This window comes from Sphingomonas morindae (genome assembly GCF_023822065.1).
GTDB lineage: Bacteria > Pseudomonadota > Alphaproteobacteria > Sphingomonadales > Sphingomonadaceae > Solisphingomonas > Solisphingomonas morindae.
In genome coordinates, this window is record NZ_CP084930.1 from 2,779,044 (window position 1) to 2,791,793 (window position 12,750).

Annotated in this window: 14 protein-coding genes; 11 read left to right on the plus strand and 3 right to left on the minus strand. The window is 69.5% G+C overall.

Annotation, left to right across the window (positions count from 1 at the left end):
• Positions 1-86: 86 nt before the first annotated feature.
• Together LHA26_RS13650 and LHA26_RS13655 are read left to right on the plus strand one after the other, a co-directional pair.
• Positions 87-740: a sulfite oxidase-like oxidoreductase gene (locus LHA26_RS13650; RefSeq protein ID WP_252166139.1), complete on the plus strand. Its 654-nt coding sequence runs from the start codon at positions 87-89 to the stop codon at positions 738-740.
• A gap of 59 nt (positions 741-799) precedes the next feature.
• The gene (locus LHA26_RS13655; RefSeq protein ID WP_252166140.1) at positions 800-1,111 is read left to right on the plus strand and encodes a DUF6496 domain-containing protein; all 312 of its coding nucleotides are present in this window, start codon (positions 800-802) and stop codon (positions 1,109-1,111) included.
• Between the two features lie 36 nt (positions 1,112-1,147).
• Here LHA26_RS13655 and LHA26_RS13660 read toward each other — a convergent pair whose 3' ends face one another.
• Entirely contained in the window at positions 1,148-4,153 is a 3,006-nt protein-coding gene (locus LHA26_RS13660; RefSeq protein ID WP_252166141.1) for a TonB-dependent receptor plug domain-containing protein, read from the minus strand.
• Positions 4,154-4,522: 369 nt separating this feature from the next.
• Between LHA26_RS13660 and LHA26_RS13665 the strand changes: the two genes are divergently transcribed.
• On the plus strand, positions 4,523-4,681 hold the full coding sequence (locus LHA26_RS13665) for a hypothetical protein (protein WP_252166142.1): 159 nt from the start codon (positions 4,523-4,525) through the stop codon (positions 4,679-4,681).
• A gap of 80 nt (positions 4,682-4,761) precedes the next feature.
• On the opposite strand, the gene LHA26_RS13670 is transcribed toward LHA26_RS13665, so the two are convergent.
• Positions 4,762-5,619, minus strand: a complete 858-nt coding sequence (locus tag LHA26_RS13670; protein ID WP_252166143.1) for a glucose 1-dehydrogenase — start codon at positions 5,617-5,619, stop codon at positions 4,762-4,764.
• 242 nt (positions 5,620-5,861) lie between these two features.
• Here LHA26_RS13670 and LHA26_RS13675 point away from each other — a divergent pair, with 242 nt between their 5' ends.
• The 7 genes from LHA26_RS13675 (at position 5,862) to LHA26_RS13705 (ending at position 11,372) form a co-directional block, all read left to right on the plus strand.
• On the plus strand, positions 5,862-6,296 hold the full coding sequence (locus LHA26_RS13675; RefSeq protein ID WP_252166144.1) for a cytochrome c family protein: 435 nt from the start codon (positions 5,862-5,864) through the stop codon (positions 6,294-6,296).
• Positions 6,293-7,279, plus strand: coding sequence for a cytochrome c oxidase subunit II (locus LHA26_RS13680; RefSeq protein ID WP_252166145.1), 987 nt, complete (start codon positions 6,293-6,295; stop codon positions 7,277-7,279). The genes LHA26_RS13675 and LHA26_RS13680 overlap by 4 nt, the downstream gene beginning before the upstream one ends.
• Complete coding sequence (locus LHA26_RS13685) at positions 7,276-9,150, plus strand: cbb3-type cytochrome c oxidase subunit I (RefSeq protein ID WP_252166146.1); 1,875 nt, start codon at positions 7,276-7,278, stop codon at positions 9,148-9,150. Before LHA26_RS13680 ends, LHA26_RS13685 begins: the two co-directional genes overlap by 4 nt.
• On the plus strand, positions 9,147-9,764 hold the full coding sequence (locus LHA26_RS13690) for a cytochrome c oxidase subunit 3 (protein ID WP_252166147.1): 618 nt from the start codon (positions 9,147-9,149) through the stop codon (positions 9,762-9,764). Before LHA26_RS13685 ends, LHA26_RS13690 begins: the two co-directional genes overlap by 4 nt.
• Positions 9,761-10,072: a hypothetical protein gene (locus LHA26_RS13695; RefSeq protein WP_252166148.1), complete on the plus strand. Its 312-nt coding sequence runs from the start codon at positions 9,761-9,763 to the stop codon at positions 10,070-10,072. Before LHA26_RS13690 ends, LHA26_RS13695 begins: the two co-directional genes overlap by 4 nt.
• Positions 10,060-10,971, plus strand: a complete 912-nt coding sequence (locus tag LHA26_RS13700; protein ID WP_252166149.1) for a cytochrome c oxidase assembly protein — start codon at positions 10,060-10,062, stop codon at positions 10,969-10,971. The genes LHA26_RS13695 and LHA26_RS13700 overlap by 13 nt, the downstream gene beginning before the upstream one ends.
• 62 nt (positions 10,972-11,033) lie before the next feature.
• Positions 11,034-11,372, plus strand: a complete 339-nt coding sequence (locus tag LHA26_RS13705) for a c-type cytochrome (RefSeq protein ID WP_252166150.1) — start codon at positions 11,034-11,036, stop codon at positions 11,370-11,372.
• A gap of 12 nt (positions 11,373-11,384) precedes the next feature.
• Here the strand turns inward: LHA26_RS13705 and LHA26_RS13710 are convergent, their stop codons facing one another.
• On the minus strand, positions 11,385-11,615 hold the full coding sequence (locus tag LHA26_RS13710) for a hypothetical protein (protein ID WP_252166151.1): 231 nt from the start codon (positions 11,613-11,615) through the stop codon (positions 11,385-11,387).
• Between the two features lie 227 nt (positions 11,616-11,842).
• Here LHA26_RS13710 and LHA26_RS13715 point away from each other — a divergent pair, with 227 nt between their 5' ends.
• Positions 11,843-12,736: an SMP-30/gluconolactonase/LRE family protein gene (locus LHA26_RS13715; protein ID WP_437441218.1), complete on the plus strand. Its 894-nt coding sequence runs from the start codon at positions 11,843-11,845 to the stop codon at positions 12,734-12,736.
• Positions 12,737-12,750 lie beyond the last annotated feature (14 nt).

Here is a 12,750-nt window from a genome sequence, read left to right on the forward strand (position 1 = left end):
TGCGCGCGTGCTTCTCGCGTGCAGCCGCATGCTGTTCTTTTCGTGGCGCTCCGCCTAATCTGGGCGCGCGTCGAGAAGGGGCCGCGATGACCGACGATGAGGGCACCAGCAAACTGACCCGCACCAAACAGGCCTGGGCGCGCGAGGGCCGGTTCCTCACCGGCGACGCGCGCGCGGCCGATGACGGCGCGCGGCTGCCGCCCGGCCAGCATCTGGTGCGCGACTGGCCGGTGCTGGATCTCGGGCGTCAACCCGATATCGCCCGCGAGCGCTGGCGGCTGGAGCTGGATGGGCTGGTCGAACGCCCGCTCTCGCTCGATTGGGCCGGGTTCGCGGCGCTGCCGCAGGCGGTGGTGCGCTCCGATATCCATTGCGTCACCAGCTGGTCGCGCTTCGACAATGACTGGCAGGGCGTGCGCACGACGGACCTGCTCGAGGCGGTGCGGCCCCGCGCGGAGGCGGTGCATGTGATGCTGCACGGCTTTGACGGCTACACCACCAATGTTCCGCTCGCCGATTTTGCGGCGCCCGAGGCGATGCTCGTCCATGGCTGGCAGGGCGCGCCGCTCAGCCGCGCCCATGGCGGCCCGGTGCGCGTGGTCATCCCCCATCTCTATTTCTGGAAAAGCGCCAAGTGGATCGCGCGGATCGAGCTGCTCGGCGCCGAGCGGCTCGGCTTCTGGGAGGTGAATGGCTATCACGCGCGCGGCGATCCCTGGGCGGAGCAGCGCTACAGCTGAGGCCCCATGCAACCCCGCGCCGCGCCGCCGGTTGTTCTCGCGCATCGAGGAGGCAGGCGATGGCGAAGCAGAGCGGCCGGCAAAAGGCGGTGGTGGAGCGCGTGCTCCATGAGTTCAAGCAGGGCACGCTGGAAAGCGGCAGCGGAGCCAAGGTGAAGAGCCGCCGCCAGGCGGTGGCGATCGGCCTCAGCGAGGCGGGCGCCTCCGATCGCCAGACCCCGGCCGAGAACCGCAAGCGCCTGCGCACAACCGAGGCGCGCCAGGCCGCCGGCGGCGAGACCAAGGCGAGCCTCTATGCGCGGGCCCGCGCGCGCAACATTCCGGGCCGCTCGCGCATGAGCAAGGCGGCGCTGATCCGCGCGCTGGAGTGACGGGCGACGGCGTCGCGCCGTCGCCCGTCAGGCCGCTCAGAATTTCAGGCCGGTGCTGAACACGATGTTGCGACCGAGCGCGTCATAGCGCTGGGGAAGCGTGTTGCTGCGCGACAGGCCGACATCATAGGCGTAGGGGAGGATCGGCGGGCTCTTGTCGAACAGGTTGTTGATCGCGAGCGAAAGCGTTAGGCGCTTGGCCACGGTGACGCCGGTCCAAAGATCGAAATAGTTCTGCGGCGCGATCCGATAGAAGGTCTTGCGCTCCTTGCCCGCTTCCCAGCCCAGTTCGGGCCGGCCGGAATTGCGGCTGTTGGTGAGCGAACCAACATAGCGCCAGTTGAACGAAACGCTGAAATGCCCGTCGCGTGTGGTGAAGCCGGTGCGCAGGCCATGGGTCCAGCGCGGCATTAGCTGGCAATTCATATAGCCGACGCAGTTGCTGCGCGGTAGAGTGGAGGCTTCTTGGCCGCCGGCAAAGGTCATCAGCGTGCCGGCGAAGCTGACATCGATCTTGCCGATCTTTCCGATCCCGTGCGCCAATTGCGCCTGGAAATCTATGCCTCGCGAGATGCTTGTGTAGAAGTTCGTGGTGCCCGCGTCGACAAAGCCGCGGCTCGGCGATCCGGTGAGCGGGCTCGACAGCGTGCCGTCCGGATTGCGAACGATTTTGGAGCAGTAGAAATCAGATTTGATCTCGAGGCAGCGCTGCATGAAAAAGCTGCCATAGTTGAAGCCGATCGCGTTGTTGATCTGGATCATCCAGCGATCCACCGAGAGGCTCAGCCCGGGTAGCAAGCTGGGCGTGAGGACCACGCCGAAGCTTTTGGTGATGGCGTCTTCCGGCTCGACCGACAGGGCGCCATAGCGCAGCGTGCAGCCCTCTTCGGGGCAGAGCAGATCCTTTGATCCGTACATATTGTCTGGCACGCCTTGGGCATGGCACATTTCAAGCGATGCTTTGGGCGGCGTGTAGATCGTCTTGCTCTTGTCGGCCGGATCGAGCGCCGGCGTCGGCGCGCAGATATCGTTCATCACCTCGCGGGCGTAGCTGATCCGTTTGGCTTGGCTGATCTCGATGACGGTCGGGGCGCGCTCGGCCTTGTTGATCGAGGCGCGGAAGCTGATGTCCGAAACTGGCGCATAGATCGCCTCAAGCTTCCAGGTTTTGAAGCCTCCGCCGATGCCACTATATTTGGAGACGCGGTAGCCGGCATCGAGCCGGAGCTGCTTTACGTACAGCTTGTCCTCCACCAGCGGGGCCTGCACCTCCACATTGCCTTCCCAGACATGCTGAGAAAGGAAGCGGTCCGAGCCTCCGCTCACCATGCGAAAGCGCGCATCCGCCCAGTCCTTGAACGTATCGCGCCGGAACTCGGCGCCGAGCGCCACCGCGACGCTTTGGCGCGCAAAGGGAGAGACGATGCCGTAGCGCCCCAGGTCGCCCTGCAGCGTCGCGAGTACGTCGGTGAGGCTGGTGCTGCTATAGAAGCGGCCATCCATCCGGTTTGCCATATAGTGATAGGCGGCCACATCGCTGTTGCCGGCCTTGAAGGCGTTGAAGGGGACGCAGGCCTCGTCAATACCGTCGCGCTTGGCCCGGCAGGTCGGCGTGCCATTCACCAGCACCACATCCAGCGCGCGCCGCAGACGCGCGGGATCGGAGTAGGAGTCCGCTACATAAGTAGAGCGGTTATAGGCGTAGACGGTGCCGACATCGTAGCGCCAGCCCTGGGCAATTTCACCGCGCACACCGGCGCTCAGGCGGAAGCCGTTCCGGGTATACTGCTCCTCCTGCTGGGGCAGGGCGAGGCGATATTTCACGTCCAGCGGAATGGTCACGTCCGCCCGACCGGCATCGGCACCGCACAAGGTGGTCGCCTGACTTGCCGTCAGGAAGGGATTGTCGCAGCTGATCACATACGGCTTGTCCTTCGAGTCGTCGAAGGCGCTGTAGGAATAAGCGACGGGGGGCGAGACCCGATAAGACCGGTCCTGGTACCAGAGCAGATCGGCATAAAGTTCCAAAGCGGGCGAGAGGGTCAGCGTCGCAAAGCCGCCGGCATTTATCCTGCGGTCGCGCCGTTGAAGCTCGGTCTGCTCATAGCGATTGGCGGCGAGGCCCGGTCCGGTGCCATAGGGCACGAACGTGCCGCTTCCATCCGGATTATTGACGAAGGTCTTGCCTTTCGCGGGCCCGCCCTGGACGACGATGGTGCCATTCTTGCTGTAGGAAGAGGCGCTGCAGCCGGGATCTTTGGGATCGGCATCCGTCAGCCCGCAGGCCGCGAAGTCTCGCGCGACATTGGGCACGCGGTCGCTCCAGCGATAGTCAACGAAGCCGACAAGCTGCAGCGCGCCGTTGAAGAAGCCGTGCCCCGCCGTAAGGGAGAAATCACCCCGGCCGCCATCCGTGGTCATGCCGCGCGGGACGGGAAAGCCATAGTCGCGTGCCGCGCGGGTGGTGACCGTTTCGCGATTGTTATGATTGTAGAAGCCGTAATTGGCGTTGAGCTGGACGCCCTCGAAATCATGTTTGAGGATGAAATTGACCACGCCGGCCACCGCATCCGAGCCATAGACCGCCGATGCGCCACCCGTCAGCACGTCGACGCGCTGGACAAGGGCGACGGGAATCATGTTGGCGTCGGCACCGTTCATGGTGCCCAGCCGCTTGCCGTCGACTAGCGTCAGCGTCCGCTCAAATCCAAGATTACGGAGCTTGATCCGCTGGCGGCCATCCGAATCCTGGTAGTTCTGCTGGCTGTCCGGCGCGATCTGCGGCAGCCGGTTGAGCACTTCCTCAATATTCACCGGCGCCTGGGCGGCGATGTCTCGCGCGGAAACGGACAGAATCGGCGCCGCCGCCTTATAGTTAAGCCGTTGAATACGTGTGCCGGTCACGACGATGGCGCCCGGATCGGCGGTCCGCTGCGTGTCCGTCTCGGCCGTAGCCGCCTTGTCCTGGCCCGGCACCTCGGCCGCTTCGGCCCGCCCCGCCGCCAGCGCGACCAGCGCCGCCGTGAGGCACGATGACGTCATCCACCTTGCTCGCATGACTTCCCCCCTGCTGGAAGCGCCCTCCGGCGCCCGGCATTTGTCGAACCGGAATGATGTGGCGCGCATTCGTGCATGCGAAGCGCGCGGCCCTTCGCCTGCTCAGGATCGGACCCGAGCAAGAGTTTTGTTATATTTGGTTATACTGGCTTAACGCATGGCGCCGTAGCGATACCGGCCGGATTAACTTGCGGTATCGTTGCGGCTCACGTGCGAAAACATGACGGATCGACGACACCACTTCAATACCGGTGATTTCCCGTAGTACTGATCTGTGGTTTTCCCCAGGGGGCGGGCTTGACCCTATTTGACGCGGGTGAGGGCACGCGGCGGACCCGTGGGCGTTGGGTCCGCATGGACTTTTCTATCGACTATGGGCCGCCGGGTCTGTTCGGCGCGCTGTTCATCGGGCTCGGGGCGATCGTGGCGGTGATCGTGCTGGTCTTTTTCGTCCGCGCCGCGCGCGAGGCGCATGACAGCGTGGAAGAGGAGCGCGACGAGGAGATACGCTGAGGCGGGCGGCCGCCCCGGGGGTGAGGCGGCGCGCCATCGCGTGACGCGCCGCCATCGCCGCCGGGGCGGCCCGCTGTCGATCAGATGAAGGGTGTGCCGCCCGTCACCGGGATCGTCGCCGCCGAGATATAGCTCGCCTCGTCGCTGGCGAGCAGCACATAGGGCGCCGCGAGTTCGCTGGGCTGGGCGGGGCGGCCGAGCGGCGTCTGCTGGCCGAAGCTCTTCACCTTCTCCTCCGGCATGGTCGAGGGGATCAGCGGCGTCCAGACCGGCCCCGGCGCCACGCAATTGACCCGGATTCCCTTCTCGGCGAGCATCTGCGCCAGGCCGTTGGTGAAATTCTGGATCGCCCCCTTGGTGGTGGCATAGGCGAGCAGCTGCTCCGACGGCTTGTCGGCATTGACCGAGCTGGTGTTGATGATCGAGGCGCCGGGCTTCAGGTGCGGCACCGCCGCCTTGGTGAGGTAGAAGATGGCGTGGATGTTGGTGGCGAAGGTCACCTCCCATTCCTCGTCGCTGATCTCGCCAATGTCCTGGAAGGTCGCCTGGTGCGCGGCGTTGTTGACGAGGATGTCGAGCCGGCCGAAGGCGGCGAGCGCCTGCTCGACGATGGCGCGGCAATGCGCGGGCTGCTTGATGTCGCCGGCGACGAGCACCGCCTTGCGGCCGGCGGATTCGATCAGGCGGCGGGTCTCCTGCGCATCCTCCTCCTCGTCATAATAGCTGATGAGCACATCGGCGCCCTCACGCGCGAAGGCGAGCGCGACGGCGCGCCCGATGCCGCTGTCGCCGCCCGTGATGATCGCGGCGCGGCCCTCGAGCTTGCCCGAGCCGCGATAGCTGGTTTCGCCATAATCGGGCTGGGGATCCATCGCCGCGCTGCGGCCGGGCATGGGCTGTTGCTGGGCGGGAAGGGGCGGCGTGGGATGTTCGGCCATGCGGATGGTCCTTGGTGGCGAGGGGGGAAGGCTTGTGAGCGTCTGGCGGGAGGCGGCGTTCCGGCACTGGGCGCGGCAATCGGGCGCCCCGCCGAGCCCGGCCGGCCGGCGCGACCACAGGTGTGACGGACACTCACACAGATCAGTGGAGGCCGCCTTTTTCTGCGCCATAAGCCAGCAACATCAATGAAGAAGGGCGCGGTTTTCGGGTGACGAAAGGGGCAGGCGGACGATCCGGAGCGGTGGCCTTGCTGATGGCCGGCGCGCTGTGCGCGTGCAGCCGCGAGGCGCGCACGCTTGATGCCGATCAGCCCGAAACCGCGCCCGGCGCGCATCTGGACGCACGCGCCCAAGCCTATGCGGGCAATCTCTACCAGGCCGCGCAGGGCGGACGCTATTTCACCTGGTATGGCTGCGGCGCCTGCCATGGCGCGAACGCGCGCGGGGTGCGCGCGCTGGACGATGGCCGGTGGGTGCATGGCGGCCGGGTCGTGGACATCTACCGCTTCATCGCCGCCGGCCATGGCGAGGGCGGGCGAATTCCGGCCGCGCAGCTCTGGCAGATCGCAGGCTATCTGAAGTCGCTCGATGACACCGATCCGAAGCTGCGGCGGCGCCAGGATCTCGACCAGGCCGCCGAGCCGCAGGGACCGCGCTGGACCGGGCCGCAGCGATGACGCGCCGCGACACGATCCCCTGCCTCCTCGCCGCCGCGAGCCTTGTCGCCGGCTGCGCGGGGCCGCAGAGCGCGCTGGCGCCGGCCGGCGACCAGGCGGCCTCGGTGTTCCGTCTGTTCGGGCTGATGCTGCTGGTGTGCGGCCTCTTCTATGGCGCGGTGCTGACGCTGCTCGGCTGGAGCCTTGCCCGCGGCGGCCGGGCGGTGGCGGAGCCATGGCTGCGGCGCGGGCTCTGGAGCTGGGGCGGGCTCATCATCGCCGGGCTGCTGGTGCTGCTCACCGGCAGCGTCCTGGTGGAGCGGGATCTCGCCGGCGCCCGCGCGCGCGAGACGCTGGTGGTGAAGGTGACGGGCCATCAATGGTGGTGGCGCATCGCCTATCGCGATCCCGCGAGCGGCCGCTGGTTCGAGACGGCCAACGAGCTGCACCTGCCGGCGGGCCGCACCAGCCGGCTCGATCTCGGCACGGCCGATGTCATCCACAGCCTGTGGATCCCGACGCTGTCGGGCAAGATGGATCTCATCCCCGGCCGCGCCAATGCGCTCGATGTCACGCCGCGCGTGCCCGGCATCTATCGCGGTCAATGCGCCGAGTTCTGCGGCGCGCAACATGCGCATATGGGGCTCGCCGTGGTGGTGGAGCCGCCCGCGCGCTTCGCCGCCTGGCTCGCCGCGCAGGCCGCCCCCGCACAGGCTCCGGCCGATCCCGTCGCCCGGCGGGGCGCGCAGGTGGTGACGCAGGGCGCCTGCGCCGCCTGCCATCTGGTGCGCGGCACCGCCGCCACCGGGCGGGCGGGGCCGGACCTGACCCATGTCGCCAGCCGCCAGTCGCTCGCCGCCGGGCTGCTGCCGATGGGGCGCGGCGCCCTGCAGGGCTGGATCGGCCAGCCCCAGGCGCTCAAGCCCGGCACGATGATGCCGGCGGTGCCGCTCGACGCAGCCGATCTCAACGCCGCCGCGCATTATCTGGAGACGCTGCGATGACCGAGCGGCTCGCCGCCAGCTGGGCCGATCCACCCGGGCTGAAGGGCTTTCTGTTCACCGTGGACCATAAGCGCATCGCCGGTCGCTACATCGTCACGGCGATGGCGATGATGGCGCTGGCCGGCCTGCTGGCGCTCGACATGCGCTGGCAGCTCAGCCTGCCGGGCATGCGGCGCATGGGCCCGCAGCTGTTCAACGAAAGCTTCGCGCTGCACGGCTCGACCATGTTGTTCCTCGTCTCGGTGCCGGTGATGGAGGCGATGGCCTTGTGGCTGGTGCCGCTCATGCTGGGCCAGCGCAACATGGCCTTTCCGCGCCTGTCCGCCTTCAGCTACTGGCTCTATCTGGGCGGCGTGCTGATGCTGTGGGTGCCGCATGCGCTCGGCATCACGCCCGATCTCGGCTGGTTCGAATATCCGCCGCTGTCCGGCCCGGGCTATTCGCCCGGCCATCGCGCCGATATCTGGGCGCAGATGATCACCTTCACCGAAGTCGCCGCGCTGGCCGCCTCGGTGAATGTCAGCGTCACCATCCTCAAGCTGCGGCCGCCGGGCATGACCCTGCCGCGCATGCCGCTGTTCCTCTGGGCGATGCTGGTCGCCTCGCTGATGACGATCTTCGCGCTGCCCGCCGTGATGCTGGCGACGAGCATGCTGATCGCGGACCGGCTGGTCGGCACGCAATTCTTCGCCCCGGCGGCGGGCGGCGACGTGCTGCTGTTCCAGCACATGTTCTGGTTCTTCGGCCATCCCGAGGTCTACATCATCTTCGTGCCGGCGGTCGGCTTCGTCTCGACCATCGTCGAGACCTTCTGCCGGCGGCCCGTCTTCGGCTATCCCGCGATGGTGCTGTCGATCCTCGCCATCGGCACGCTCGCCTTCGGCCTGTGGGTGCACCACATGTTCGCGGTCGGCCTGCCGCGGCTGGGCAATGATTTCTACACCGCAGCGAGCATGACGATCGCGCTTCCGGCGGGGCTGCAGATCTTCTGCTGGATCGCCACGATCGCCGGCGGCCGGGTGCGGCTCGCCTTGCCGATGCTGTGGGTGCTCGCCTTCATCGTCACCTTCGTGATCGGCGGCCTGACGGGGGTGATGACCGCCGCCGCGCCGCTCGACCTGCAACTGACCGACACCTATTTCGTGGTCGCGCACTTCCATTATGTGCTGGTCGGCGGCGCCATCTTCCCGCTGCTCGGCGCCTTCACCTACTGGTATCCCAAGGCGACCGGACGGATGCTGGGGGAGCGGCTGGGCCGGCTCGCCTTCGCGGCGATCGTCGGCGGGTTCAATCTCGGCTTCTTCCCGATGCACATACTCGGCCTGTGGGGCATGCCGCGCCGGGTCTATACCTATGGCCCGGAAATGGGCTGGGGACCGCTCAACCTGCTCGCCACCTTCGGCTCCACGGTGGCGGTGGGCGGGGGGCTGCTGTTCGTCGCCAACGCGCTGTGGAGCCTGTGGCGCGGGCTGCCCGCGGGGGCCAATCCCTGGGGCGCGGCGACGCTGGAATGGGCGACCGCCTCGCCGCCGCCGGCGCCGAGCTTCGCCATGGTGCCGGTGGTGGACAGCCTCACCCCGCTCTGGCCGGGCGACGCGCCGCTGCGCGTGATGACCGGGCTGCGCGACGATCGGCGCGAGCTGCTCGTCACCTCGGTGGTGGAGGCTCTGCCGCTCTACCGCCAGAAGAGCCCCGGCCCCTCGGCCTGGCCGCTGGTGGCCGCCCTGGCCGTCTCGGTGCTGTTCCTCGGCAGCATCTTCACGCCCTGGGCGCTGATCTGGGGCGCGGTGCCGGTGGCGGTGGCGCTGACCTTCTGGTTCTGGCCCCACCGCCCGCGCGCGCGCCACGGCCCGCTGGCGGCGCGGCGATGAGCGCGCCGCCCGCCACCCAGATCGTCGGCGACCTGTCCGGCCTGCCGGACAGCGACAGCGGCCCGCGCCACCTCGTCTGGTGGGGCAATCTCGGCTTCATGCTGATCGAGGGTACCGGCTTCGCGCTCGCCATCGCCGCCGCGCTCTTTCTGTGGAGCCGCGCGCCCGCCTGGCCGCCGCCCGGCGATGCCCCGCCCGCGCTGCTGTGGAGCGGGCTGCTCACGCTCGGCCTCTTCGCCAGCGGCCTGCCCAATGGCTGGGTGAAGCGGCGCGCGCTGGCCAAGGATGCGGCGGGCGTGCGGCGCGGGGTGCTGGCCATGACGGTCATCGGCCTGGCGCTGCTGGCGGTGCGCGGCTTCGAGATCGCCGCGCTCACGCCCCGCTGGGACAAGGATGCCTATGGATCGGCGATCTGGATGCTCATGCTGCTCCACACCAGCCACATCCTCACCGATTGGGGCGACACGGCGGTGCAGGCGGCGTGGCTCTACACCCACAGCATCGGCGACGACCAGTTCGCGGACGTGGAGGATAACTGCAACTACTGGTCGTTCGTCATCTGGGCCTGGGTGCCGCTCTATGCCGTGGTCTATTGGCTGCCGAGGCTGGGATGAGCGCGCGCGGGCGGGCATGGCTGGCGCTGCTGACGCCGGGTCTGGTCTGGTTTCTCCAGCAGCAGGCGATCGGCGGTCCGCTCCGCATCAACTGCCGGGTCGCCGATGCGGGCGCGGCGCTCGCCTGGGGGCTGGCGACGATCCTCGCCTGTGGCGGCGCGGCCTGGCTCGGCCGGCGCACCGCGCGGAGCGCGGAAGGCAGCACCGCCTGGCTGGCGCGGCTGGCGCCGCTCGCCGCGCTCGTCTTCGGGCTCGCCGCCCTGTTCGGCACGATCGCCGCCGCCGTGGTGCCGGCATGCGCGCGCTGAGCCGCCGCCTCGCCTTTCTGTCCGCGCTGCTCGCGGCCGCGCCCGCCGCCGCGCATCCCGGCCACCACCACGGCGCGCCGGGATGGACCTGGGATCCCGCCATTCTCGTGCCGCTGGCGCTGGCCTTGGCGCTCTTCCTGATCGGCTGGCGCCGGATCGCCGCGCGCTCGGGCCGGGGCGCGGCGTGGCGGCGGCGGCTCGGCCTCTTCGTCGCGGGCTGGCTGATGCTGGCGGGCGCGCTCGTGTCGCCGCTGCACGAGGCGGGCGAGCGCAGCTTCGCGCTCCACATGACCGAGCATGAGCTGCTGATGCTCGTCGCGGCGCCGCTGCTGGTGCTGGCGGAACCGCTGGCGGTGCTGCTCTGGGCCTTCCCGGCCGGCGCGCGGCGGGGGATCGGGCGGCTGGTGGCGCGGCCCTGGCTCGCCGCCATGTGGCGCTGGCTCACCGCGCCGGTGCCCGCGACCGCGCTGCAGGCGGCGGCGCTGTGGGGCTGGCATGCCCCCGCTTTGTTCGATCGGGCGCTGCGCAGCCCCGGCTGGCACGCGGCTCAGCATGCCAGCTTCCTCGCCACCGCGCTCCTCTTCTGGACGGCGATGCTGGGGCGGCGTGGCGGGCGGGCGGCGCATGCGGCGGGGCAGGCGGTGGCGGCCTTGTGCCTGTTCGCCACCTCGGTCGTCTCGGGCGGCCTCGGGGCGCTGATGGCCGTCTCGGACAGCCCCTGGTATGCGGGCTATGCCGCGCTCGGCCTCGCGCCTTTCGGCCTGACTCCGGCCGAGGATCAGCAGCTCGCGGGGCTGATCATGTGGGTGCCGGGCGGGCTCGTTCACGCGCTCGCGGCGCTGGTGCTGGTGCGCCAGCTCTTGATCCAGGGGGAGGCGCGCCATGCCGATGCCCTCTAGCCTGCGCTTCGTGGCGCTGCTGCTCGGCCTCGGCGCGGCCTCGGCGCCGATCGCCTGGGATCGTGCAGGAGCATCAGGACGAGGCCCAGGCGCGTGTCCGCGCCGAGGCGATGACGGGCGGTTCGGCGGCGGCGGGGGCGATCGCGTTCGGCCGCTATGGCTGCGGCGCCTGCCATCGCGTGCGCGCCATCGCCGGCGCCGATGGCACGGTCGGGCCGCCGCTGGATCATTTCGCCCGCCGCACGCTGATCGCCGGCCGTTTCGCCAATGATCCGGCCAAGCTCGCCGCCTGGCTTGAGACGCCGCAGCGGCTCGTTCCGGGCAGCGGCATGCCTGATCTTGGCGTCACCCCGCGCGATGCGCGCGACATGGCCGCCTATCTCTACACGCTCCGTCCCTGATCGGCCGCGCGGTCAGCGCGGGCGCCGGCCGCCGCCATGGGGCAGCACGGGCACGAGGCTGATCGCCAGCGCCAGCATCAGCACCAGCGCCGGGGCGTTGTCGTCGAAATAGCGGGCGAGCGCGCGACCGCCGAGCAGAAGCGCGGCGAGCAGCGCCAGCGCGGCGAGGACCAGGCCGGCGCGGCCGCGCGGCGGCGCCGATCGGGCGGGCGCATGGGGTAAGGGGGCGGCGAGGCAGGGCATGGCGGACCTCCGGCGGTGCGATGCGCCACGTGTCGGCCATTTCCCCGCCCGTGCGGAGTGGGATAATATCGCGCCGGGACGTTCTACAAAGCTGACAAGCCCGGGCGGAGGCCGCTGCCAAGCATCTGGAGTACGGTGCTTTTCGCCCCGGCCCGCGCGGCGTCGCGCCGCCCCGGCCTTGACGCGCGCCGCGTGGCGAGGAAGGGCGGGCCGAGCGACAGGAGGAGATGCGGATGAGCGGTGAGGCAATCGCGGCCGAGGTGCGGCCGGTGCTCGAAGTGGGGGCGACGCTGGGCGAGGGCCCGGTCTGGGATGCGCGCGACGGGGTGCTCTGGTTCGTCGATATCAAGCAGCGGCGTGTCTACCGGCATGATCCCGCCCGTGGCGCGACCGAGCATTGGACCGCGCCCGAGCAGGTCGGCTGGGTCCTCCCGGCGGCCGAAGGCGGCATGATCGCCGGGCTGAAGACCGGCGTGCACCGCTTCGATCCCGCCAGCGGCGCCTTCACCCTGCACCATGATCCGGAACCGGCGCTGCCCGGCAATCGCCTGAACGACGCCACCACCGATGCCGCGGGACGCATCTGGTTCGGCAGCATGGACGATGGCGAGCAGGGGCTGACCGGGCGGCTCTATCGGCTCGATCCGGACGGGCTGCGCGAGTCGGGCCTGCCGCCGGTGGCGATCACCAATGGGCCCGCGATCAGCGGGGATGGCCGCACCCTCTACCACACCGATACCGCCGGCGGCGTGATCTGGCGCGTCGCGCTGGACGAGCAGGGCCTGGCCGGCGCGGCCGAGATCTTCACCACCATCCCCGCCGCCGAAGGCCATCCCGACGGGTCGGTGGTGGATGCCGAGGATTGCCTCTGGGTCGGCCTCTATGGCGGCTGGGGCGTCCGCCGCTACGATCCCAGCGGCCGGCTGATCGGCACCGTCGCCTTTCCGGTCGCCAACATCACCAAGATCGCCTTTGGCGGCCCCGATCTGCGCACCGCCTATGCGACCACCGCGCGGCAGGGGCTGGACGCGCAGGCGCTCGCCGCCCAGCCGCTGGCAGGCGCGCTGTTCGCCTTCGAGCCCGGCGTCGCCGGCCGCGCGCTGGTGCCGGCGCGGATCTGATCCGCACGGCCCGC

Coding starts and splice junctions, on each gene's coding strand:
- LHA26_RS13665 (WP_252166142.1), top strand. CDS start 4,523: ATGGACTTTTCTATCGACTATGGGCCGCCGGGTCTGTTCGGCGCGCTG.
- LHA26_RS13695 (WP_252166148.1), top strand. CDS start 9,761: ATGAGCGCGCGCGGGCGGGCATGGCTGGCGCTGCTGACGCCGGGTCTG.
- LHA26_RS13690 (WP_252166147.1), top strand. CDS start 9,147: ATGAGCGCGCCGCCCGCCACCCAGATCGTCGGCGACCTGTCCGGCCTG.
- LHA26_RS13670 (WP_252166143.1), bottom strand. CDS start 5,619: ATGGCCGAACATCCCACGCCGCCCCTTCCCGCCCAGCAACAGCCCATG.
- LHA26_RS13660 (WP_252166141.1), bottom strand. CDS start 4,153: ATGACGTCATCGTGCCTCACGGCGGCGCTGGTCGCGCTGGCGGCGGGG.
- LHA26_RS13685 (WP_252166146.1), top strand. CDS start 7,276: ATGACCGAGCGGCTCGCCGCCAGCTGGGCCGATCCACCCGGGCTGAAG.
- LHA26_RS13680 (WP_252166145.1), top strand. CDS start 6,293: ATGACGCGCCGCGACACGATCCCCTGCCTCCTCGCCGCCGCGAGCCTT.
- LHA26_RS13650 (WP_252166139.1), top strand. CDS start 87: ATGACCGACGATGAGGGCACCAGCAAACTGACCCGCACCAAACAGGCC.
- LHA26_RS13655 (WP_252166140.1), top strand. CDS start 800: ATGGCGAAGCAGAGCGGCCGGCAAAAGGCGGTGGTGGAGCGCGTGCTC.
- LHA26_RS13700 (WP_252166149.1), top strand. CDS start 10,060: ATGCGCGCGCTGAGCCGCCGCCTCGCCTTTCTGTCCGCGCTGCTCGCG.
- LHA26_RS13715 (WP_437441218.1), top strand. CDS start 11,843: ATGCGGATGAGCGGTGAGGCAATCGCGGCCGAGGTGCGGCCGGTGCTC.
- LHA26_RS13710 (WP_252166151.1), bottom strand. CDS start 11,615: ATGCCCTGCCTCGCCGCCCCCTTACCCCATGCGCCCGCCCGATCGGCG.